20 protein-coding genes are annotated in these 24,436 nt (G+C 43.1%); 17 read left to right on the forward strand and 3 right to left on the reverse strand.

Annotated features, from left to right (window positions below; genetic code table 11):
- Positions 1 to 14: 14 nt before the first annotated feature.
- From K6V30_RS12185 to K6V30_RS12255, 15 genes are all read left to right on the forward strand, one after another.
- Complete coding sequence (locus tag K6V30_RS12185; protein ID WP_224207101.1) at positions 15 to 1,805, forward strand: hypothetical protein; 1,791 nt, start codon at positions 15 to 17, stop codon at positions 1,803 to 1,805.
- Between the two features lie 33 nt (positions 1,806 to 1,838).
- Positions 1,839 to 3,071, forward strand: coding sequence for an OmpA family protein (locus tag K6V30_RS12190; protein WP_224207102.1), 1,233 nt, complete (start codon positions 1,839 to 1,841; stop codon positions 3,069 to 3,071).
- 26 nt (positions 3,072 to 3,097) lie between these two features.
- On the forward strand, positions 3,098 to 7,348 hold the full coding sequence (locus K6V30_RS12195; RefSeq protein ID WP_224207103.1) for a hypothetical protein: 4,251 nt from the start codon (positions 3,098 to 3,100) through the stop codon (positions 7,346 to 7,348).
- A gap of 87 nt (positions 7,349 to 7,435) precedes the next feature.
- A complete protein-coding gene (locus K6V30_RS12200) occupies positions 7,436 to 7,882 on the forward strand; it encodes a S24/S26 family peptidase (RefSeq protein ID WP_224207104.1) in 447 nt (148 codons plus the stop codon).
- 8 nt (positions 7,883 to 7,890) lie between these two features.
- Positions 7,891 to 9,525, forward strand: a complete 1,635-nt coding sequence (locus tag K6V30_RS12205) for an ABC transporter ATP-binding protein (protein WP_224207105.1) — start codon at positions 7,891 to 7,893, stop codon at positions 9,523 to 9,525.
- A 45-nt stretch (positions 9,526 to 9,570) separates the two neighbouring features.
- On the forward strand, positions 9,571 to 11,973 hold the full coding sequence (locus tag K6V30_RS12210) for an ATP-binding response regulator (RefSeq protein WP_224207106.1): 2,403 nt from the start codon (positions 9,571 to 9,573) through the stop codon (positions 11,971 to 11,973).
- Positions 11,945 to 13,243 (forward strand): sigma-54-dependent transcriptional regulator, encoded by a 1,299-nt coding sequence (locus tag K6V30_RS12215; protein WP_224207107.1) that lies wholly within the window; start codon positions 11,945 to 11,947, stop codon positions 13,241 to 13,243. Before K6V30_RS12210 ends, K6V30_RS12215 begins: the two co-directional genes overlap by 29 nt.
- A 185-nt stretch (positions 13,244 to 13,428) precedes the next feature.
- A complete protein-coding gene (locus tag K6V30_RS12220; RefSeq protein ID WP_224207108.1) occupies positions 13,429 to 14,064 on the forward strand; it encodes an RteC domain-containing protein in 636 nt (211 codons plus the stop codon).
- 110 nt (positions 14,065 to 14,174) lie between these two features.
- Positions 14,175 to 15,122 (forward strand): DUF6047 family protein, encoded by a 948-nt coding sequence (locus K6V30_RS12225; protein ID WP_224207109.1) that lies wholly within the window; start codon positions 14,175 to 14,177, stop codon positions 15,120 to 15,122.
- 5 nt (positions 15,123 to 15,127) lie between these two features.
- Positions 15,128 to 15,304, forward strand: a complete 177-nt coding sequence (locus K6V30_RS12230) for a hypothetical protein (protein ID WP_002562197.1) — start codon at positions 15,128 to 15,130, stop codon at positions 15,302 to 15,304.
- On the forward strand, positions 15,305 to 16,021 hold the full coding sequence (locus tag K6V30_RS12235) for a DUF6047 family protein (protein ID WP_224207110.1): 717 nt from the start codon (positions 15,305 to 15,307) through the stop codon (positions 16,019 to 16,021).
- A gap of 11 nt (positions 16,022 to 16,032) precedes the next feature.
- On the forward strand, positions 16,033 to 16,353 hold the full coding sequence (locus K6V30_RS12240) for a hypothetical protein (protein WP_221645988.1): 321 nt from the start codon (positions 16,033 to 16,035) through the stop codon (positions 16,351 to 16,353).
- A 6-nt stretch (positions 16,354 to 16,359) separates the two neighbouring features.
- Positions 16,360 to 17,136: a DUF6047 family protein gene (locus K6V30_RS12245; RefSeq protein ID WP_224207111.1), complete on the forward strand. Its 777-nt coding sequence runs from the start codon at positions 16,360 to 16,362 to the stop codon at positions 17,134 to 17,136.
- A gap of 478 nt (positions 17,137 to 17,614) precedes the next feature.
- A complete protein-coding gene (locus K6V30_RS12250; RefSeq protein WP_117985631.1) occupies positions 17,615 to 17,770 on the forward strand; it encodes a helix-turn-helix domain-containing protein in 156 nt (51 codons plus the stop codon).
- 3 nt (positions 17,771 to 17,773) lie between these two features.
- Entirely contained in the window at positions 17,774 to 18,064 is a 291-nt protein-coding gene (locus K6V30_RS12255; RefSeq protein ID WP_224207112.1) for a helix-turn-helix domain-containing protein, read from the forward strand.
- Positions 18,065 to 18,329: 265 nt separating this feature from the next.
- Here the strand turns inward: K6V30_RS12255 and K6V30_RS12260 are convergent, their stop codons facing one another.
- The 3 genes from K6V30_RS12260 to K6V30_RS12270 form a co-directional block, all read right to left on the reverse strand.
- On the reverse strand, positions 18,330 to 19,112 hold the full coding sequence (locus tag K6V30_RS12260; protein WP_181950781.1) for an immunoglobulin-like domain-containing protein: 783 nt from the start codon (positions 19,110 to 19,112) through the stop codon (positions 18,330 to 18,332).
- Between the two features lie 8 nt (positions 19,113 to 19,120).
- A complete protein-coding gene (locus tag K6V30_RS12265; RefSeq protein WP_010537341.1) occupies positions 19,121 to 19,957 on the reverse strand; it encodes an energy transducer TonB in 837 nt (278 codons plus the stop codon).
- Between the two features lie 142 nt (positions 19,958 to 20,099).
- Positions 20,100 to 20,864 carry a LexA family transcriptional regulator gene (locus K6V30_RS12270; protein WP_010537342.1) on the reverse strand — a complete coding sequence of 255 codons (765 nt, stop codon included), beginning with the start codon at positions 20,862 to 20,864 and terminating at the stop codon, positions 20,100 to 20,102.
- 223 nt (positions 20,865 to 21,087) lie between these two features.
- Here K6V30_RS12270 and K6V30_RS12275 point away from each other — a divergent pair, with 223 nt between their 5' ends.
- Together K6V30_RS12275 and K6V30_RS12280 are read left to right on the forward strand one after the other, a co-directional pair.
- Entirely contained in the window at positions 21,088 to 21,183 is a 96-nt protein-coding gene (locus K6V30_RS12275; protein WP_010537343.1) for a smalltalk protein, read from the forward strand.
- Positions 21,184 to 21,372: 189 nt separating this feature from the next.
- Entirely contained in the window at positions 21,373 to 24,411 is a 3,039-nt protein-coding gene (locus K6V30_RS12280) for a hypothetical protein (protein WP_010537344.1), read from the forward strand.
- Positions 24,412 to 24,436 lie beyond the last annotated feature (25 nt).

Genomic DNA, 24,436 nt, shown 5'->3' on the forward strand with positions numbered 1-24,436 from the left:
AATAGATAAAGTATATGAAACAGAAAAATGGTTTATGGGCAACTGCCTTCCTCCTTGCAGGGGTGCTGACAAGCGGTTGCAGCGATGATAATCAGTATGGGGGCTCGTCGGCAGAACCGGGCAGTCCCGTCTTGTTTAGTGTGGCGAGTGGAGGCTCTGATACACGGACAATCTATGAAAGTAACCTGCAAATCAATTGGGTGGAGGGTGATTTGATTGGTATCTGTTCGCCTTCTGCCAATGTGGAACATATAACCGGTGCAGTGAATGTGGATTCTGCTACATATAAAGTAGAGGTGGTGAATGCGGATGGACATCCACATCATGCTAAGATTGTTCCGGCATATAGCAATAATTATTTGATATGGGGGAGTAATCTGGAAACTTCAGCTACCTTTTATGGAGCTTATCCGGCAGACCGCATAGACTCTTATCCGACCAGTGAGGATGGTCTTTTCAAAATGAAGTACATCACCAATCAGGTGTGTACGGTCATTTCTTCTGAGAATGGGAAATATCTGACCAAACCGGATATGAAGAATGCTTATATGATAGCCAAGAACGAACTCCAACCAATAGGTGACCATGTGTTATTGTCTTTCGACCCGATTATGACTACGCCCGATATCACCATTACAGCGGGTAGTTATGAAGTAGGAACGGGTATCATCCAGCCGGTTACGGTGACTGGGGTCAGCATTCTGATGCCGAAAGCTCTGAACGGGAAAACTTTGAATTATAAGATTACTAAGGTGACGAATGGAGCTATTGAAAATCCTCGTGGTGAATTGCAGGACTATACAACAGGTGAGGAATGGGAAAGTGTATTTGTCCAAATAGATAATGACGGAAAGAGATATGTGGATTTATACGAAGGTGAAAGCATCAATCTGATGGCTTTTCTTCCACCGATTCCTAACTTAACCGGTGCGAAAATCCGGGTACATACCTTGGGGGCTACAGACTTTGTGAAAACGATAAATAATCCATTACAGGCTCAAAGCAAAATCAAAATCCAGTTGCCGGATATTAAACCGGATATTGAACCGGAAACCATCAAGCCGAATAATTGGATTAGTAAACTGGACGGTAGTACATTATTGAAGGAAATGTCCATTCCGGCGTATGTATGCAAGGGTACAGAAACATCGGATGATATTAAAAAGCTTTTAAAGAAAGGTGTGAGGGCGTTTGAACTATCAGGTAAAATATTGGATTATTATGAGACGGGAATAATTGTAAAAGAAAATCATTATTACATTAAAAAGGAATATTGTGAAGTATTTAATGATTTTTTGTCGTCGGAAGTAGACAAAAATAAAGATAATAAAGAGTTTGTTATTATTTGGGCGGGCGAAAATCAGGATTTGACTACAGGTTCGGATAATAACAATAGTTATCTTACTAAACCTATAACCTCAGCAACTTCTTCATCTTCAGTTAGTAGTTTGCAAAATGGTGCTGTACTCATGAATAAAACCCATAAATCTCACATAGGTACAGATGAGTATTATTTCTCTAACCTGAAAAAAGCAAAACTGTGTGACTATGTTACAGTTTCAGAAACATTGAATTTTTATGGTAATGATGATTGGAAGGCCCAGTTCATTGAAACAGGTCAAGAAGGTAATCCTATGGCCATTTATAATCAAATCGTGACATATAAAGAGCAGACAGGCTGTACCGGTATCGTGACCATACCTGATGCAGATAAATCTTTTGGTAGTAGTTACGGTGACTTGCTGCTGCAAGCGGTGATAGACTGTAATTTCAAGTTAAGACGTAATTCCAAAAATCAACAATAAATCAAAATGAAAATGATATTTAATCCACATACAATGAAGACAAAAAGAGTGTTAGCCGGCATGATGCTGTACTGCGGAATAGCTTCTTCTGCTTTTGCGCAAGTAAAGGAAGGAGAAAGCATCACCATGACTCAAGTAGATACCATACAAGTGACGAATCATAAAGAACGGGTCATTACCAATCCGTTCTGGAACAACTGGTTCGTGATGGCAGATGCCGGCGTCAATGCCTTTTGGGGCGACTGTCCGGTAGGCAAATTCAAAGATCGCCTGACTCCGCAATTCAATGTGGGTGTGGGTAAATGGGTGATTCCCGGTTTCGGTCTGAACCTGCAGTTTACAGGCTTCCGTTCGAAAGGTGATAAAGGTGTACAAGGTCTGTACACACGTGGCAGCCAAACTTATACCGATGCGGATGGTAACAAATACTGGAAGGAAAAAATCAAATGGTGGGATTTAAGTTTCAATGCCATGTTTAACCTCACCCGGCTGATTGGCGGTTATGAAGGAATCAGTTCATCCAAACATTTGAACCAATTCATTGCTTCGATTGGTGTCGGTGCCACTCATCACTATGACTTGCCGTATGGTTCTGCCAACGAATGGTCCGGACATTTGGAATTGCAGTACAGTCGTTTCTTCTCGACCAAGAAGAATCTTTCACTGGATGTGAAACTCCGGGGGTTATTCTATGAAACCAAATACGATGGTGTGTTCAATCATCAGCTGTTCGACGAGAATATCTCACTCAATGTGGGTATGACCTACTACTTCAAGGAGCGTGGATGGGGTAGAACGATGACCAACACCACCATTTACAAACAGGATGATCGGCAGATTTCCTATCTGAATGATGAAATCAACCGCTTGAGAAGTTTGAAAACAGATACAGTAGTAATAGAGAAAGGAACCGCTGAGGTATTGCAAAATATTGTAACCTTTCCTTACCTGGTAAACTTTGTCATTGACAAGGTGAAAGTGGTAAACCGTGAAAAGGTGAACTTGAAAGCGGTGGCAGCTATGATTAAAGCTACTCCCGAACAGAAATACCTAATTTGTGGCTATGCCGATAAACATACCGGAAGTGTGAAGCGAAATCTCTGGTTGGCAGAAAATCGTGCCAAGAACGTCTATAAGGTATTGACCGAAGAATTCGGCGTATCGGCCGACCAGTTGGTATTGGATGACAAAGGCGGTGTGGATAATATGTATTATGATGACCCGCAGCTGAGCCGTTCGGTGATTATTTCAAAGTATAATGAGTAACGAATGAAAATAGTATTGATAAGGATATGAAGATAAAAGACATTCTTTTAGGAGGGCTTGTTTTATTCTCTGCATGCTTACAGTCATGCCAGGATGATGAGCTGATATCTGTATCGGAAGCACCACAGAGTGTAACACGAAGTACAACTGACGCTGTTGCCGGACTAACAAAAAATGCAGAAGGTTATTGGGTAGCTTCTCGAAGAGTACCTTTGGTAGGTGAGGGTCGCATGGTTAATGATTATTCCGATGCCTTGATTACTGCTCTGGGAACTACTAACGGTTTTGATAACATGCTGGATACCGATTTGGATAATGCTACTTACTTCGGAGGAATCCGAGCTGACCTGTTAGGTAATCAGATTGCTTCGGTGATTGATTTGAATCGGGTTTATGCCGGAGGTCAAACGGCTGGGTTTGTGTATAAAGCGGCGAATAAAAAATTGTTATCTGCTACCGTATTGAAGGGATTCTGGCTGAAAACCTTCTTAAATGGTGAGGTACAAGAAACGAAAGGGGGTAACACGGAAGGAAAAGTCCTGGAGTTAAATTTGTTAGGGGCAGCCAACAATGACGGAAAGCAGAGCCTCTCTATCTCTACCAGTTTTGACAAACCTTTTGATGAAATTAAAATCGGTATTGCAGGTGTGGATGCCGAGGTGTTGTCTGGCTTAAGTCTTTACTATGCGTTTGTTGGCGACAACGAGGTCAAGCCTTGTACGGAGGGAAGTACTTATTTCCCCAAGTCTAAAATACATTATAATGGATTATTTGATTGGGGGTGGACTGATGCAATTTTGAGTCTGCAGGCTGGTAAACTGGTTGATTCAGATAAAACAAATGGTGTTACGTTTGGAACACTGGCTGGATTGCTTTCCGATCCGTATATTACAGTGGATTTGGGAAAAGAAATTCCGGCAGGTTCTGAAATAGGATTCTATACTACAGCCATTGATGTACTCTCTATTGATCTCGGAGGTGGTGTTCAGTTGACTACCTATGATAAGAATGATAAGGAGGTTGAAGAGGTTACCATCAATTCGCTTTTGGGTATTTCGGCAGTTGGGGGTGGAAATAGTATGATCAGTATGGTCATTACCAAACCCTGTTCACAGATTCGAATCAAATACAATGGGGTGAATATTTCACTCAGTGCTACCACTATTCATTATGCATTTGTCAAGGATCCGATAGTGGTGGATCCCTCCAGTTATTTTACGTTAGCCAATGATAAAATTACAGGAAATTCCTATCAGTTTCTCGTACCTGAGTCAGGTAAGGTATCTTGGAGCTTGAAAAGTGCTCCTGAAGGTGCCAAGGCCAGCATCACTTCTAATGGCAAATTGATTGGGATGACGGTGGATGGTGACTATGTGGTAGTGGCTACTTATACTTATAAGGACGATGAAGGCCAAACGCAAACCATCAGTCAAGAAGTAACCGTAAAACGTGAAAATGTGAAAATGGGTGAAACTTGCGACCAGATTATAGATTATGAGAATTATGGAGCAAGCGTTAGTACTAATACGGCTGGTGGACATGTGTTGGAGATATTGGAAAAGATAGAGGGTGCCGAAAATTTGGTTGACAATAATCGAGATAATTATGCGAATTATTCCAATGTGTTAACACTCATAGGAGGTAAATGCCTGGTATCTATTAAAACAGAAAAGTCAATCAATGAAAATTCTGAAGCAATCAAGACCGGGTTTGTGATGGAAACCAATACGACTATCTTAGGAGCTGACGTATTGAAGTTTTTTGTAGTTAAGCTATACAAGGGCGGAAAGGAAGTGGCTACCAGTCTTACTGCCGGTTCCGAAGTGGCTGATGTCGGGTTGATTGGCAGTGAAAGCAAGAAAATGCGGATTGGTTTTAAAACGAATGTGTCTTTTGATCAAATAGAACTTTGGCATGCCGGTGTGCTGGATCTCAATCTGAAGTCTTATAAACTCTATTATGCCTATTGGGAAAAAGTCAGTGATAACTGTGTGAGTTCAGATCCGGCTGAAGCTTGTATCGAACTGCTGACTCCTGCTTCTTACGGTGCTGAAATTAATTATGCGGAAACTAAAGCCATAGGAGTGGCCAACATTGGAACAAGTTTCAATCATTTAAGCAAACTTTTGGATTCAGACAAAGAATCCTGTGCTACCGTAACCTATACAGAAGTGATAGGAAAAACGAGTGTAGCTGTACGTTTCAACGAAATGTTTGGTATCCAGCGTCAAATTGGATTTATCGTTTCATATCCGGAACATTTGGCAGATGTAGATCTTTTGGATGGGGCTAAAATGTCTGTTTATTATCATGGAAATGAAGTCGCATCCAGCAATGGACATCAACAGCTATTGGATATTCAGTTGATTGGATATAGCGATAAGTATTACTATGAAACAACCATTCCCAAAGGAATAGCTTTTGATGAAGTGAGAATAGAACTTCCGGCTGTAGCGGGAGCTTTAAAGACTGTTAATCTATTTGGTGCCTATACCCGTCGAGACAGTAATGAGAACGGCGTTCCTGATTGTTCGGAAGAAGATATAGGCGATAAGATTACGTATGCTACTGCCGAATCAGAGCATGTCTGCTATCCGGAAGAGGTTGTTATTCAAGTGGCGGGTGGAAAGCCTGGTAATGATTATACGTTAATATGCTATGATGTAAACCAAAATAATAAAGAGACGGAATATACACTCTCATTAAATAATGGACATTTTACCATAAAAGATATGCCTGTAGGAGATTATTATATTCGTATACAGGGAGAAGAGGCTGCCGGAGCTATTCATGTTATGGTGCATCCTACGGAAACTACTTGGGAGGGGAGTGCAAGATCAGCGGACTGGAATCAATGGAGCAACTGGGATCGTGGTATACCTTGGGAATGTACCAATGTAATCATACCAACCGGCGCTACAACGTATCCCGTATTGGATAGTAATGATAAGGCTACTTGTTTGAATATACATTTTGAACCAGGTGCTGAACTTATAGGTCAGGCATATCTGAATTATGTGGGAAAAGCCTTTGTGGATGTGAATATTCAGAGTGGTGCTTATCAGCTGTTCTCGGCTCCATTGAAGGATATGCAGACAGGTGATATGTTTGTCTATCAAGGAGATCTTGCTGCATGGAACGAGATGCGTAAGGAGACTGATGAATCGGGCTTCCATACAAATTACTTTAAGGAACTGAAGGATACGGATGGAGATTTAGCTCTTACATACGGTGAACAGCGGATTAACCCTGTCATTTATCAGCGTTTTTACAGCAAAATGGTTGAGAATACAGCATTGACCCGTGCTGTCTCAACGAACGACCCGGCTATCATCAATCAACCGAACTGGTCCAGAACGTTCAATGCCGTATCTACGGTCTATGAATTAGGTCAGGGATTTGCGATGAGGGCAGGTGAAGCGGATGGAGCAAATTCTTCCACTTGTTCATTCCATTTTCCTAAGTCACATACCACTTACCATTACTATGATTTGGGAGGTAGTACTTTAAAAGAAGAAACGTTTACACGTAAATCAGTCGGAAGATTGATGGTTGAGAATTCGATGCCTTCTACCATTACCTTAACGCAATTGGATAATAGTGACATGTTTTTGTTTGGTAATCCCTTTATGGCGCATATCAACATCCAGAAATTTCTGGATGCCAACAAAGAATCGATAGAGGCTGCTTATGTGTATGTTAACAATGATTATCAGGCTATTCAAGCCAATGGAGTAAGTACCCGGGCAGATGCAACAACGAAGCTGGCACCTATGCAAGCGATGTTTGTCAAGACTAAGGTAAGTGGAAAATCGACCGTAGTACGTCTTTCCTATGATATGCTGGAACAAAGAACATCAGTAGCTGGGTCATCGATCCGTAAATCAGGTTTCTCACCGCTGTATTTGTCTGCTCGTGTAAATCGGCAGACTGCTTCGTGCGTTGTGCTATCTTCAAATACAAGGATGGGAAACCATTCTAAAAATGCAAGTCTGTTGCTGGATGAGGAAGCCAATCCCGAAGTAGCTGTATATACCGTAGCAGATGGAAAGGCTCTTTCTATTCACTATCAGCAAACGGATGAACGGATTCCACTGGGCTTCTATATGAAGCAGGTAGGGGATATACAGCTTTCTTTTGAGAGCCGAAATGCTGCTTGGAAGGGTTGGAGACTGGTGGACAGTCAGACAGGTCAGGCTTATGGTCTTGATGAGACGGTCACTCTGAAAAGCGTAGCATCCGGTTCCGGACGTTTCTATCTGGAAAAGGAAAATTGAATGCAATAAGGCATGATTTAAAAGGAAAAGGCTGTCGGCCCTTGCGGAGCCGATGGCCTTTCCGTGTTTTAAAAGGAGATAGAAAGCATGGAAAGTGAAATGCTGATGGATGAAGTGGTACGGCTGTTGAAGCAGGGCTGCTCTGTGACATTGAGAGTAACAGGAAAAAGCATGTGTCCGTTTCTGATGCCGACACGCGACAAGGTGTTACTGTGTCCCGCCCTCAGTTTCCGGATCGGGGATATTGTCTTGGTAGGTACCGCGACGAAAGAGTTTGTGCTGCACAGAATTTACGAAATGGGTACGGATACCTTGCTGCTTATGGGGGATGGAAATCTGTCGCAGATGGAAGTATGCAGCCGGGATGTAGTATTGGGCAAGGCAGTGAAGATTATCCGTAAAGGGCATGAAGTGGACTGTTCCTCTCGAATGGAACGTTTCCTCTCACTGACATGGATGAGATTGCGGCCTTTTCGCAGAGGGTTGCTGGTGGTCTGTCGCTTTTTTCTGAATGGTTTGGATGATAAAAAATGATGATGATTATGAAACAGATGAGTAGTTTGAGGTGGCTGTGGAATCAGACGAGATGTCATCGCTTGGATATTGTGGCAAATAGTGTGGTAGGGATAGTCAGAGCAAGTGTTTCGTTGAGCATGGTATGGGTATGCAAACAGTTGGTGGATGCGGCCACCCACGGAAAGGAAGAGTTACTGGGGGAATATCTAGTGGCGCTGGTCATATGTCTGGTGGCGCAGTTGGTGCTGGCGGTGGCATACGGGCGGCTGGAAAGCAGGATGGAAATCGGCATGAGGAATCGGTTGGAATCGAATCTGTTCGGCAAACTGATGAGAAGCAAGCTGGATGAACGCAACTCGATGCACAGTGCCGACTTGATTAACCGATTGGAACAGGATGTGCCGGTGGTAACAGGCATGCTTTGCCGGGAAATGCCGTATGTAGCATCCGGAATATGTCAGTTGCTGGGAGCATTCTTTTTCTTGTATTCCATGGAGCCATATCTGGCTTTTATTATGGTGGGGCTGACTCCCGTAGCAATGGTGGTAAGCCGGATTTTTTTAAAAAAAATGAGGAAACTTTCCTCAGATATCCGCCGAACAGACAGTGAGTTACAAATTCATCTGCAAGAAAGTTTGCGGCACCATCTGTTAATAAGTATTCTAGAATATATACTTCCTATGGAAAGAAAGCTGTATGCTTTGCAAATGAAGTTACAGCAACAGGTGATACGTCGCACAGATTTTACGATGTTTTCACGCACCGTTATGCAGGGAGGATTCTCGGTGGGTTATCTTACAGCTTTTGTATGGGGAGTTTATGGCTTGTTGGCTGGTACGGTATCGTTCGGGATGATGACTACCTTTTTGCAACTGGTTGCTCAGATACAGCATCCCATGTATGAATTAAGCCGTCAGCTCTCTACTTTTGCAAAGACATTGACTTCAGTGGAACGACTGGCGGAAATAGGTTCCTTTCCTGAAGAAAGCATAGAATTGCCTAACAGGCTGATGGACGGTTCCGTGGGAATTCGGATGGAGCATGTGTTTTTTTCTTATCCGGATAGGGAACAGTATATATTGGAAAACTTCAGCTGTGATTTCACACCAGGAAGCTTTACAGCGATTGTCGGTGAGACCGGAATCGGAAAGAGCACTTTGTTCAAGTTACTGTTAGGACTTTTTTCTCCTGATAGTGGTAAAGTTCTTTTTTATGATAGCTCAAACGAACAGGGAATAGCTGCTTCAGCAGCAACCCGATGCAATCTTTCTTACGTCCCACAAAATAATATGCTTGTCAGCGGAACTATTAAAGAGAACCTATTGATGGGCAATCCGGCAGCTACAGATGAAGAACTTCGTGAAGCGCTTCATACGGCTGTGGCAGATTTTGTTTATACACTGCCTCAAGGCATTGATACGCTGTGCGGTGAACGAAATTCCGGATTAAGTGAGGGGCAGGTGCAACGTATTGCTATTGCTCGGGCACTGTTACGCTCAGGAAATATTCTGCTTTTGGATGAACCTACCTCTGCTTTGGATAATGAAACGGAAAACCTGTTATTGGAACGCCTTGTTGAATTAGCAGGAAAGAAAACATTGGTATTGATCACCCACAGCAATTTTGTTACGCGTTTTTGTACAGGTGTTATACGAATATAAAAAACAGCATTCTTGAGGTGAATAGGAATTATAATCAGTACCATTATGTGGTTAAAATTAAAAATATTTTTGGGTTATGCGATTTTAGTTTTGCTATTGGCTTTCATTGTCTGGCTGTTTCGCCAGGAACAGATGCTGAGACACACATTGCGCAAGAAGGAAAAGGAGTTAATAACAACATACCGTTTGGTAAAAAAGAGTTGTATTAGCTTGTTGGTTCTCTCTACTCATGCGGAGATTGTCATTACATGGGATGATAATGATATAAGGGAATATAGCCGTAGGTGTCATGGAGTTTGTGACAGTCTGCAACTCCTAAAGGAGTATGTCCATACTCCCTTACAAAAAAGCCGTATTGACTCATTGTGTCTTCTTCTTTGGAATAAAGAAATTCTTCTTTCCAAGACAATGCATACTTTCAATGAATTGCAGAGTATTGGCGATATTGTACAGGAAAGTATCCCTTCCATTATTTTGACTGCTAGGAGACAAGCTGTGCAGCAAAAGAGGAATATGGTCTTGTTTAAATCCGGTACGAGAGATAGTTCTAAGAAGGAAATTTGGGATATTTTTCCATTAAAAGAGAATAAACTTGCCTGTCAGCGACAGAAGGAAGATGGCGAATGTAGGCATTGCTCTTTGTTCATTGTCCCTTCAATCGGAATGGCAACATATATGCTCCACTCTCTGAATAAAAGGATCTCCTTGGAACAGGCTGAAAGATTAGTGCAAATACAGGCACAGATGGACAGCTTATACGTTGGCGGCATGGAACTGAACGAAAGGATGAACAGCATAGTCTCTGAATTTGAACGGGAGAATAACGAACGTTTTACTGCACGCTACAGAACCTTTGTCCTTGAACGGAATAATTCCTACTATGTGGTAGCCGGCTTGGCTTTGTCTGTCTCTTTACTGGCAATTGTATTGTATATCCTCATTCACCGGGATTTGAACCGCCGTCTCCGGTATGAGAGGGAATTTGAACAGTCCGACAATCGGAATAGAGAATTGCTCCGTTCACGTAAGGAGCTGATGGCCTCGGTGGTCCATGACCTGCGTGCTCCGCTGGCAGCTATCAGAGGCTGTGCGGAACAGTTGTTTTCGGAAAGCGATGGTAGTTGCAGGGCCGGTTATCTGGACAATATCCTGCATTCGTCCGATTATATGCTCGCTCTGGTAGACACGCTGATGGAATATCACCGGATGGATGAAGGTGAGGTGTACTCCAAAAACACACTCTTTAGCTTGAAAACTCTGTTTGAAGAAATAGCGGACAGCCACCGTCTTGCCGCCCGGCAGAAAAAACTAGCGTTCACCGCATCTTTCTCCGGTCTGGATGTTATGGTCAACTGTGACAGCTCGCATATCCGGCAGATAGTCGGCAACCTGTTGTCCAATGCCTTGAAGTTCACATTTCACGGGAAGGTGCTTCTTGAGGTGGAATACCGGCCGGGAAATCTCCACATTTCTGTTCTGGATACGGGTATGGGAATAGCTCTTGAGGAGAAAAAACGGATATTCGGAGCTTTCGAAAGGCTCGACAATGCGCGTAATATCCCAGGCTTCGGGTTGGGGTTGGCAATCACGGCCCGGCTCGTATCCTTGATGCAGGGGCATGTGGAAGTGGAGAGTGTACCCGGTGAGGGCAGCCGTTTTTCTGTTTTCCTGCCTATGCTACCGGCCGGACACCCCGTCTGTCCGGAAGAGAAGTTTTCTCCTGTTTGTGAATTGCCCGTTGATATTCGTGTGCTGGTCATTGATGACAACCGTATCCAGCTGGGAGTCATCAGTAGAATGCTTTCCCGCAGTCAGATTCACTGTGACTGCTGCTCGGATGTCCGGGAGTTGATGGATTGTCTGAACAAACAGGAATACGACCTTCTGCTGACCGACATACAGATGCCCGGTGCGAATGGTTTCTCGGTCCTTGAGCTGTTGAGGACCTCGAACATTCCCCGGGCATGGGAGATTCCCGTCATAGCCATCACGGCACGTTCCGATAAAAAGGGAGAGTATCTTACCGCAGGTTTTGCCGATTGTCTGTATAAGCCTTTCTCTGAGGAAGAGTTGCTGGCGGCAGTTTCACAAATGGATCGACCTGATTTTGCTGTCATCATGGAAGGAGAGGAAAACGTGGAAGAGATGTTGGACCTGTTCATAAAGGATACCATGGATGAACTTGCCGGAATGAGGGACGCTTTTTCCACGGGAGATTATAAGAAGTTGGGAAGTATCATACACAAAGCCGCACCGCTTTGGGAAATGATCCGCATAAACATTCCCCAAAGTGAACTGAGGGAAATGGCTTCCATGCCTTCCGAAAAATGGGGTGGCTTATCGGATGAAAGAATAGAGGAACTGATTAAAGCTGTGGAATATGCTGTAAAGAAAGCAAAAAGAATAAAGAAAAGAGTATATGGAAACTGTATTGATAGTAGAGGATGACCGTGTGTATGCACGTGCTACCACAAACTGGCTGGTGAAAAACGGTATCAATGCCCGTTATGTATTATCCGTGAACAATGCAAAGGAGTTTTTGGACAATCATGATGTGGATCTGGTATTGTCGGATTTTCGTCTCGACAACGGCAATGGCATGGAACTGCTGGAATGGATGAATACACATGGCTATCGTATTCCTTTCCTTATCATGACAGGCTACGGGGACATACCCGGTGCAGTGGAAGCGGTTAAAAAAGGTGTCGTGGACTATCTGCCCAAACCTGTGCAGACAGAAAAGGTACTCGGTATTATCCGGAAAGCATTGGAACGTAAGAGAAGGGACGGCAATACAAAACAAAGATTCTATACAAGCAAAAGCCCTTTGGCATTGAGATTGCAGGAGCATATCCGGCTGGTGGCTCCGGTGGATACGTTAGCCGTGCTGATACGTGGCGCGTCAGGGACAGGCAAGGAGTATGTGGCCCGGCAGATACATGTGTTGAGCGGTCGGTCGGATGCATCTTTCATCGCAGTGGATTGCGGGGTGCTTCCGAAGGAACTGGCGGCATCGGAACTGTTCGGTCATGTGAAGGGTGCCTTTACCGGAGCGACGGAAAACAAGACGGGCATGTTTGCCGCCGCCAACCATGGGACACTGTTTCTGGACGAAGTGGGAAATCTGAATGCCGAAGTACAAAGGGCACTGTTGCGTGCCTTGCAGGAAAAACGCTACCGCCCCGTAGGCGGTAAAGAGGAGATTCAGACGGACATCCGTCTGGTAGCCGCTACCAATGAGGACCTGGAAAAGGCGATAGCCGAAGGACGTTTTCGGGAAGACCTGTTCCATCGTCTGAATGAATTTCCGTTGCATGTACCATTGCTGGCAGAGTGCATTGAGGATATAATTCCGTTGGCAGAATTCATGCTGGATGCCGCCAATCAAGAGTTCTCAAGGAAAGTGAAAGGCTTTGACTGCGAAGTACAGAAACGATTGAAAGCTTATTCGTGGCCGGGAAACATACGGGAACTGAGGATGGTTGTCAGACGGGCCACCTTATTGGCTAAAGATGACTGGATAACCACCGGGGAGATAGACATTCCCGATAAAGGCAGGCAACCGGGAGAGTATTCACTTAATGACGAGCGGATGGAACGGGCAACCATTCTGAAAGCATTGGAGGCAACGGGCAATGACAGGAAGGCTGCCGCACGGCTGCTGGGCATCAGCCGGAGCACGCTTTATCTGAAACTGAGGAAGTATCGTCTGGATTAGAATATGTCCGAAATTCGGACACATCATGTCCAATCCACAATGCTTTTATGTACACATCATTTTTACTGCTTTCTATATGGTTTATTTCCAATGTTTTATCTGTGTACTGTTTCAGGCATGGCACTTGTCTTTATTCCGGCAGGATGAGTGGAGAGTTGAATTGTGGAACCTAAAAACATGATACGATGAAGACATTGGTGGAAACCTCTCTTTTTAATCTGTTCGCCTCTTATACAAACGGTGCCGGACCTGCGGCAGGTGAGTTGCCGGCCGCCTATGACGATTTCGTGAACTGCCTTGCCACGCTTTCACCGGCAGGGGACCTGACGGGACAGCTACGTTGTCTGAACTACACAAAAATAGAGCTGGCCTTTATGCGGCAGGCCCGCAACGGAATGGCTGAAGATTGCCGCAATATCCTGTATGACGTGTTTATCGACAAGACGTTGGCGTTGCTGGATACGGAAGCGGAAATACTGAAGGAGATGCTTCGTCATGGTACCGTGTCTGCCGGATTCCATGCGGAAGCGGTGCGGGGAAGCGGAAGCAAAAGTTCCGTCACACTGACATGGAACGGTACGGACAGCGACCTGATTGAACTGGTGGCCGCACTGATGGCAGCCGGTGCGATAGGTACGGCTGAAGGCCGGAATTTGAAAATTGTGGATGTTATCCGCGTTTTCGAGGAAGTGTTCCATCTGAAAATCAATGCGCTGTACACCAAGCGTGGCAAGGTGTTCGACCGTTGTACGGACACCACTCCGTTCATCGACTCCCTGCGCAAAAGTTATAACCGGATGCTGGACGCACGACTGGCGTAAAGGTTGTACGCCAACAGCCGCCAACGGATGACTCGTATGTATGAGGTATTGCAGATTGGCGGCTGAATGCTTTTCTTTGTCGCCGGTTATCATGTCTAAAAATACAAGCTATGTCAATCCTGAACGATATTTGGAACCGCATTGCCCGGAAACCGGACAGGCGGAAAGCGGCGGTAACGGAAACCTCCGGGACGGAAAACCGGGTATATGCGGTGGTTACGGAAGAGGGCGTGATGCTGTTTTCCGACACCCCCAAGGGTATGAAGGCACGGAACAGCTATCTGCAACATTTGGCCGACGGCTTCTTCAACGTGACCAAAGTACCCGAAACTTTGCGGATATATGAGATTGACCTGCCTACCAAACGGGTGGCCGGGCTGGCGGACAACTGCATAGAAAAGCTGTCCAAAGCGGATTTGCGAAGTACAGATGGACAATTGCGCAGGTCGGTGGTGAACTTCACTTCCGACAAGTTTGCGGATAGAAGTGTGCTGGACGGCGGGGTGTGCAGGGCAAAGTTCGACCTGCGGCCCGATTTCCATAACTTCGACCGGCTGACAAAAGAATTCGGTTTGGGTATCTCACCCCGGAACTATGATGTGGCGGCATTACTGTATATTTCGGAAAACGGGTACGCCGGGATTGTTGCGGCAGACAAGGTGCATCCGTTCAGCTATGAGTATGAGTTCAGGGAACTGGCGGAGAAGCTGGGAGACAGCATGAGGGCACGGATGAACGCGCCTTTGTCGGCACACGACTTCGGCTATGCGGCCTTACAGAAAGAGGCAAAGGAGATGGCGGCGGATTTGTTGCAATCGGAGTTCCATATTACGGATGGGGAGTTCAGGTTGGGCGCACGGATAAGCCGGACAGAAAGGATGGAAATGTCACATCCGGTGTCGTATCCGTATTCGGAAGAGGAACAGACCGGCGGGTTACCGGAAACACACTACAGGCAGGAAGCTCCTGAACAGCGGATGTTTGACAGCCAACGGCAGGTGAAGTATGCGGCTTCCATTACCCCACAGAAGAAGGAGAAGAAACAATTAATCCTATAGAATCTATGGAAGAAAAGAAAAAGCAAGCGGTGGAAAGCGGCAGTCTGTATATGACATTGGACGCCTTTTACAGACCTGTGTATCTGAGTATGCGCGGACAAGGGGAAGAGGGATTTTCCCGTTATATCAGTAACAACGTGCGGTCTCATACGACCGGTCGGGAATTTATTCCCGACCACTGAATGTTCCGTTTCGACTTTAAAGACAAAAGTCTGATTCCTCCCATATTCGGTACGGACAATGCGGATTACCTGGAACGGCTCTGTCCTGTACTGGAACGGGAGAATATATATCCGTCGGGGGTGGTGAGACTCCGGGATGCGGCATTCTGTGAGGAACGGGGGATTGTACATCTGTCATTATCAGCGGAACATACGGCTTTGCTGGAAAATGAGGATTACAGGCGGCTGCGACATCGTTTCGGAATGGACGGGGATGTGATACGCAGCGGGCTGGCTGCTTTTCCCACCTACATGGCGGTGGAACACGGGCGGAAGGTATTGCTGTTTGACAAGACAGACGGTGGGGACAGGATGCTGGATGAGTTTCTGAGTGGGCTGGCCGAACGTTTTTTTGACGGCAAGCGGAAACCTGAGAGCTTGAGGTTTTATGAGGTGGCTCCGCTGAATGCCACATACCGGGCAAAAATAGGTGACGGACAGACGGTTTCTTCGGATATGGTGAGATATGGGATTTGTGTGGCATGTTGCGACATGGCACCTACGCTGAGGAACTTTAACAGGCTGAGAAATTTGCAACGGCAGCCTATGCCGCTGACCGGAGAACAGGAACGGATAGTTTCGTCACTGGTGGCACGACCGGATAATGTACGGTTTCCGAACGTGGAAATGAGGGTGCGGATTCCGGCAAAGAGAAAAGGACAAGGAATGAACATTTAATTTTTTGATGAATGGAAAAAGAGAATACGAACAGTGGCAGTGTGTATGTCACAGTGGACGGACATCTCAACCCGGTGCATGTCAGTATGAAAGGTACGGGTGAGGAAGGTTTTCTGGAGTTTATGCTGGAAGATGTGGAGAAGGCGCTCAAGGAAACAGAAATGCCTACCATGGGCATGATGTACTATAATGTGCCTGATATGGGGATTGTACCGCGTTTGAGGGAAGGGAATAATGATGATTATCTGCGAAGACTGGAAAAGGCGATGGACGTACATGGGATTAAGCTGCATAGATACCTGGCTCTGTCGGAAGTGGTGTATTGCCTGTGAAAGTACATGGACCCGCTTTCAAGGGACGAGGACTATACCCGGCAACTTACACCGGAGATGTGGCGGGAGATAAAGTCCGCACCACCCGAAGTGATAGCGGAGATGCAGGATGATTTGAAGTATGGGAACACGTATTATACGGGTGTTGAGACGGGTAAAGGGGTGCTGCTGTTCAGTAGGGATTACATAGGAAACCGTCAATACGGGGATTTTATGGCAACGAATATAGAGAAGCGTTTCTTTGAACCGGACTTTGATGAAAAGTATCTGAATGTGTATGAGTTACGGGGATGGCCTTCATTGATGGAAGGGAAAGTAAACCGCTGTTGCGATGATTACGGCTGTTTGTTGCCGTTGGAGAAGATTCCGGCAGATGCTTTTGTGGACAAATCGGCATTGAAAAGTATAACGGACAGTGAGCGTTATGATCTTGCTCCTACATGGGAGAACTATTATAGGCTGACTGATTCCGGAAAGGGGTTGGGCCTTACTCGGAGTCCGTATAATTATGACCGGATGACACTGCTGTATATCATGGATAAAGGCTATCCGAGAGACGGACTGATAGATGAATACCCGGACAACTTCAGTTTTTACGATAAATTCGAGAAGATAGAAAACAAACTGCTGGGCCGCAACAGATGGGATGTGTATGATGTGATGCAGGAGAAGGCGAAGAAACTGGCAGGGAAATTGTTGAAAGAGCACTTTTCGGAAATACGGCGGAAAACAGACGTAAAGGAAAAAGAGCATGTGAAAAAAAATAAGGGTATAAAGATATAGGATGATAAAAAAATGGCAGGGGAAACCCCGTTACTGTTTGGATGCAGATAACGGGGCTTTTCTTTTTATTTTGTGGTAGCAGTAACCTTAGTTTGAATTTTTTCAGTTTTGTAAATGACATTTTGGCGGAAATAAGCAGTCGTAATATATATAGTATGGAATGAAAATATGGAAGGAGTGGAAACCGATGGCTGGGTTACGGAAATGGTTAGATATGTTATCTGTCCGGATGAGGATATTTGGTATATTTGGAGTGACAATGCACGCCAACGGATGACTTTAATTTTGAATGTTTTGTCAAGTGTGGAAATATGCTTTTATTTGCTTTGTAAATAGTGAAATTATAAATCAAATTGTTATGGAATTAGTTGTTATAGAGAAACATGCGTATTTACAGTTAAAACTGCAAATAGAGAGTTTATCCGCCCAGATTGAATCCGTTAAAAAGAAAATTGGTCCGGTTGAAATGGAAAAGTGACTGGATGCCCAGGAGGTCTGTCTGGCTTTGAATATCTCCAAACGAAGTTTGCAAGGCTATAGGGAATACGGGATTATTCCATGTTCTTGTATAGGCGGCAAATATATGTATAAAGAGAGTGATTTGGCCAAAATATTAATTCAAAAAGAAAGATAACATATGGACGGAGTAATCACAAGGCAGTCAGAAGAGTACATAATGATGATGAGGATGCTTAAGAAATGCTCAAAAGAGATACTTGAATTTCAGGATTTGCCTGTTCCTATAGCCGGTGAGGTCTATATGACCGGTGAACAGATATGTGGCATGTTGCATATCTCAAGCAGAACTTTGCAAAAGTTACGTGATGAACGGGGGATAGCTTATACTGTCATAGGGGGTAAGTTTCTTTATCCTCTTTCTAAATTGCAATTGTTATTGGACGAAAATTATAGAAGTTATATTCGTTAAATCAAGTGGATAATTTGTATTTATGCCATTTTTTTGCTACTTTTGTAAAAGTAAGTAAGAGTGTAACAGGAAGAAAGTTGCAGCATATACGCGGTGAATTATTCGGTGTCATAGGAGCAGAGGCTTTTGGTAAGATACTGATAATGAATAGGGAAATTAAAAATTAATCGTTCCCTGTCTCTCCGCAATAAATACTGATTATCAGTGGTTTATAAAGAATACACCCGATTTTACACCCGATAATGTAAAATTGGGTGTTTTTGTTTTATTTAAGATTTGAAAATATTTCAAATTCTGCATAAGTCACTTCTTTCGTATCTCTATAGAATGTTTTATAAATACGATATTTACCCGGACGGTTAGGGACTTCGGAAGTGTATAGTTTGATTGTTTGCTGATGAGGGGGATATTTAGGAAGTAATACCCAACCAATATCTTCAAAGGCTGGACTGGTGGGTAATGCTTCCCATTGTTGGTTACTATTGTTATAAAAAGCAAGGCTATAATCGTTTCCACATGTATATTTTTGTTGTGAGTGATTGAAGACTGCTATTTTTACTTCCGTAGTTGATAGCGGATAGCGAGCGTATTCTGCGTGCATGGAAAGCGAATCGGGATTTAGGTTTTTCCCAGTTGGAATGTTACGCGAAACAGGTCGCAGGACAAAAGATGTTGATTGCGACGGTTGCTTAGCTTCTGTTGTCGGAATAATTTCAATATCCATTGTGATATCTGTCATTATATTGAACTCCAATAATGGAGAGTCAACAATTTCTTTCTTGAATGCAGATTTAAAAAACTCAAAAGAATCTTCCGGTATATCTTGGAAGTCAATAGATATTTTATCTTTGGTTAGCCCAGCTCCAAAACAATGAAAGCGTTGTTGCAAAATGGTGTCAATTTTAATAATGCTATCCACATACTTATGTAAAGCATATAGTTCTTTTTGCAAACAAATACTATCCCTTTTGTCTTTTTGCCCTTTCTTGGAAGAGCCGGAATAACAAGAACAAAGAAGTGTTAATGATACGAGTAATAAATGTTTCATGATTGCTATTATTTGAGTTTAAAAGCTACAGGAACTGTGTATTTCACCTTTACCGCTTTCCCTTTTAGTGTACCGGGTTTCCATTGAGGAAGCATTTTTATGAGACGTAGTGCCTCGTTATCTAAAGAAGGCTCAACACTTCTCACAATGTTAGGTTCTATTATGTAACCGTTTTCATCTACAATAAACTGAACTGCAACCCTTCCTTGTATTCCTTCCGTTTGTGCTTTGGTTGGATATTTCATATTATCATTGATAAATTGTAACAATTTATCTATACCACCGGGAAATTCGGGCATTTGGTCGATTACATTATAGATTGGTGGGTAAACGGCTTCTTCTTCTGATGGTAATAAAGTGTCATTTAATTGGCTATAGGGATGTCTTTTGAAAAGTTCAATCATATTATCTTGTAATTGAAATTCAGTCATTAAAGTATATTCTTTACTATATCTTCTTACTGTAAGAAAAAAACGATAACGACCGGGAGTATGCCTGAATAATTCTGCATTGTAATAATATTTATTACCTTGCCAAAGTATAATTTCTTCATCAAATACAACAAGCTGCATAGGAACATCCCTCCATATTCCTTTTTCATCCTCATAAGTGTAGCTGTAATATCCTCCAAAGCCAATATCAGTACCACTATTGTTGTGCAATATGAAAGTGACTTGTTTTTGTTTTGTGGAATAAATTGGGAATTCAGGGTGTAAAGAAAGTCCCAGCGTATCATTTATTCCAACCGTATTGTTTATGAGAGTTTGCGGAACTTTTTCTTGTTTAGGCTTGTTTGCACATCCTATCAGTAACAAACAAAATAGGCATAAATTTATCGCTTTCATAGTTCGAACTATTTATAGAGTGAAACAATGTATCTACACAGGGATAAAGGAAGAAAACTTCTTTTGAATATAGTTCTCTTCCTTTCTTGGTATAGTAAAAATATGATATGTTAATAAGAAATGTGTGATAGTGGTAATTTGTTTACAATCGGGCACTTCTATCCACTATTTTAATAAGATTATACAGTTCGGCTACCTCGCCTAAATGTACTTTATAGTCCCGAAACATATCATTAAGGGAATGACAGGTGATTATTCCACGTTCTACATCATGGTCAACAATTTTTTTTATTGCTATTCCTTCCGTGCGATGTACAATAATAAAATACCAATCTCTAATATGAAGTTTGTATCTCCATAAATCTCTGTTAACTTCTCTTGCCAATACAATATCTCCATCGCAAATAGAATCTTTGGAACCATCGTCCATACTATCTCCTTCAGCTTCGAATAACATGTATTTCCCATGATAAGTGCGGTCGACGATAACGGGTAGACTTGGCAGACTCTCTAAATATCCTTCGTCCCCATAACCGTTCAGATATCCACATTGGGCACGGATATGTACTAAGGGGACATTCATGAAACCGGTAGTTTCTAATCGGTTGGCATTAGATATGAATGGTATGTTAGTATTATTTTCTGTTTCTACTCTCTCTTCTCCTGATTTAATACTAACTATTTGTCCTTCATTCAATATGTTCCCTATTCCAGAAAATAACCAGTCGAAACTATATTGTGGAAAACGATCTATGATTTTCTGACACGTAGCTCGTGACGGATTTCTCTTTTCGTTGATTATTCTAGTGATAGTCACATTATTACTAATTCCAATTGCAACACTGAAAGAGTTTTTATTATACCCTTCCGCTTCCATAATGTATTGTACTCTTTCCCAACCTTCCATACTTATTTTAGTGCTAACGGTTATATATTTAGTTAGTTAAACGATCTTGATATACTAATAATAATACGCTGTACTAATTGCTTTTCACAAACAAGTTAGTATATTTGCATCGTCATACAGTTAACTGGTACAAAGAAACAAAGATTATTTGACTTAGACAAGCACGCGTGTATTTTTTTAGAGATTTAAACTACTAACTATTAATTAAAAGGAGACTAAAGTTATGAAAGGAAAAGTATGGGACACAATTTTGAAAGTGATTATCGCGGTTGCTTCCGCAGTGTTGGGAGCGTTGGGCGGTAGTTCGATGAACTTGTAGAACGCCCCCCCTGTAGAAGATAGTTATATCTCCAAGGGGGGGATAAGTTAATTGGAAATTTATTTGTAGCAAAAAGGGTTTTCTTAATATCATTGATTATGAACAGTTTATACACACATAGCAAAAGAAAAGAAATTAGAATTTTATTATTTATTCTATTATTAATTTGTTTTCCACTATTGGATATACATGGACAGCAAGCGCACGAAATCAGTTTGGACGCGCATTGTGCCTATTTCTCCGGAAGCATCTTCTATGGAGAGAAATCAGTCATATCCTGTAGATTATTGTACGGGAGTTCCCAGCATTACCATTCCGTTGTATGAAATCGTAGCGGGAGAAGTTACCATTCCTATTACTTTGTCTTATCACGCTTCGGGACTAAAGCCAAAAGAACGAAGCGGATTTGCGGGAACGGGATGGACACTAAATCTTGAACCCTCTATTATGCGTGAAATAAAAGATACAGCTGATGATGATGAATATGGATGGTTCAAGAACCGCCATCAATCTCCTCCGAATGACGAACGGGAACGCCTGCAATACTATGCCGACCGGGTAGATAACAAGCACGATACGCAGCCCGACAAATTTGTCTACAAACTTCCACATAGCGCTGGAAGCGGGTATTTTTTGGAACCGACCGTTTCGCTGACTACTATTCCGAGAACCAATGACAGGGTTTATTTTAACTACGGCAGTATGAATGCCACAGATGCTAACGGCATTCAATACTTATTTGACGGTGTACATGAGAAAGCCGGAAAATTTATTACACGCTGGCTGTGTACATCCATCCGTTCGCCACGGCAAACAAATCCGCTAGTCACTTTCGAGTACACTACTACTCGTAGCCGGATGCATCCGGGTGACTATTTCAATCTTGATGGCAGGGTAATCATCAACGATATTGAAAGTTCGAGTCCCTACGTCATCATGACCAAGCAACAAAACTCCCATTGTGATCATTTTCGGGTAGAGCCGGATGTGTTTAATTCGGATACATGGTCTACTAAACTGACAAGCGTATCAGAAGGGGTGGCGGGAGTTCACTATCCTCCCGCAAGCAGTTATGTCAATGAGATTGCCAGTGAGGCGCGTCTGGAGAAAGTTCACTTCTTTAATAATACCTTGTCCGTCACATACAGAGAGACCGGAACAAATGTTACTCATTCGGATGTGTATAAAAAGATGGAAGTGACTGATTTGAAAGGGAATATAATTCGTACTATCGAGTTCTTCATCAATCCCTATAATAATAAAACATCGCTGACCAAGCTGGACTCCGTCCGTATTGCTGCACCGGATGTTGAGACGAAAGTGTATGCTTTCCATTATAAGGACACTTATCAGGTTCCTTCCATTTATACTACTGCCGTAGATCATTGGGGATTTTGTAATGGTTCTGACCATTGGGTAGGTAATGAAGTTACAGTTCCCAGTTTCAGACAGATACTATACATGCCTTTGGGTAATCTCAATAAAGGAAAGGCTCTTATTGAGTATGAAGGTGTAAACCGTGAACCCAATGCCGAATGGACGCAGGCGGGGATACTAACCCGCATTATCGATCCGCAAGGGGTACAAACCAATTTCGTGTACGAAGGAAATTGTGGGGCATTTCGTGACAATAATCGTCCGAAAGGCAATGATGACTATCTTCATCCCGTAGGAGGAGTACGTGTAAAAAGCATCGAAACCTATGATCCTCATGCGAATGAGCGGACTATAAAGACCTATAGATACGGATTGACGAAACTTTTTGATCCCGATTATGAACCGATATGGGGTGGTGGAGCCATTAAACATATTGTGAGTCAGCGTGATTATTGCTCATCTATGTCGGCATACAACGTGAATGCTTACGGAACATCATCATGGTTTGAATATATGACTACCTATGTCTCAATGCCTCAATCGAACATTACTTTCAGTAACGGCAGTGCTGTTATGTATAATATTGTAAGCGAAGAAGTCTGCGGAAAAGAAATGGACTGCATAAAAACGGATTATTACTACTACGTTAATGCACATCCCTTTGAAGGAGTGTTGTGGTGGAATAGCTATGACAATATCGTTAAAAATTTCCTTTATACACAACCGGAGGAGAAGATTTGGAAAATATTCCGGCACTCTCCTTATCATCCTCAGGAACCTTCGGACGATTTATTGAGGCATTTTACCAATAGCGGTCAATACAATGGTCTTCTTGCACGTAAGAATTGTTTTAAAGGGAGCGAACTTGCATCACGCACGGACTACTCTTACAAAAGAATCGGTACCAGCTCGGATGTACTTGTTTATCTCCCTGTTCGGAAGCTGCAGGTTGATATTAACGAATATATGAAACATCCCAGCGATTTATCAAGTAAAGAAGTGTATGCTCCTAGCAATTATTATGAACCGACCAGTGGTAACAGCCAGTTGCAGACGACCTTCTTTCTGGATAATAACCTCTTTTACGTCTTGGACCAGGAAACAAACACGGAGTATATGAAGATAGGTAACCGAAAAGACAGTCTGGTGACAACCAGACGATATACTTATGACACCTATTCATACGGTTACAGTTATACGATGGAGCCCAAGAAGATAGAAATACTGAACAGTGACGGAAATTCCGTATCTGACGAATACGATTATCTGTATGAATTTCCCGCTGTCATGTCTTGTCATAAGCGTTGCGAAGGGGGGAGTTCGGAAGAGAGACGTATTCTGTTTAAAGAAGGTACTTGCTTCCCGCAACGGATACAGAGTAAAACAGACCGTTTGAGCGATTATTGCGATGAAGTGGTGTATACCGCTTACGACGGTCACAATAATGTAGCCGAAATAAGAGGCAAAGACGGCACACCGATTACTTTCCTGTGGGGATATCAGAACCGTTTTCCCATTGCAAGGATCGAGAATGCAACTCGTGAGCAGGTCTTGCTGAAAATGGGATTCCCCGCTACAGCCACTAATGTGCTTGATTCATGGTCGGGAGGGGTGGAACCAACGGATGAGATGAAGAATAAAATAAGCTCTCTGCGAGTAAGTCTTCCCAATGCACGGGTGACTACCTATGAGTATGAACCGATGAAGGGAGTGACTGCCATTACCGATCCGAACAATGTAGTGACCCGTTTCGAGTACGACGGTTACAGTCGTCTTACCGACAGTTATTATATGGATCCGGACTTGAAGAAAGTCATGCTACAGAGAAATATTTACCATTTGGGGAAATGAGAGATAGAAACACGATTCAAAAAAC

It is taken from the genome of Bacteroides faecis, from assembly GCF_020091505.1.
Lineage (GTDB): Bacteria > Bacteroidota > Bacteroidia > Bacteroidales > Bacteroidaceae > Bacteroides > Bacteroides faecis.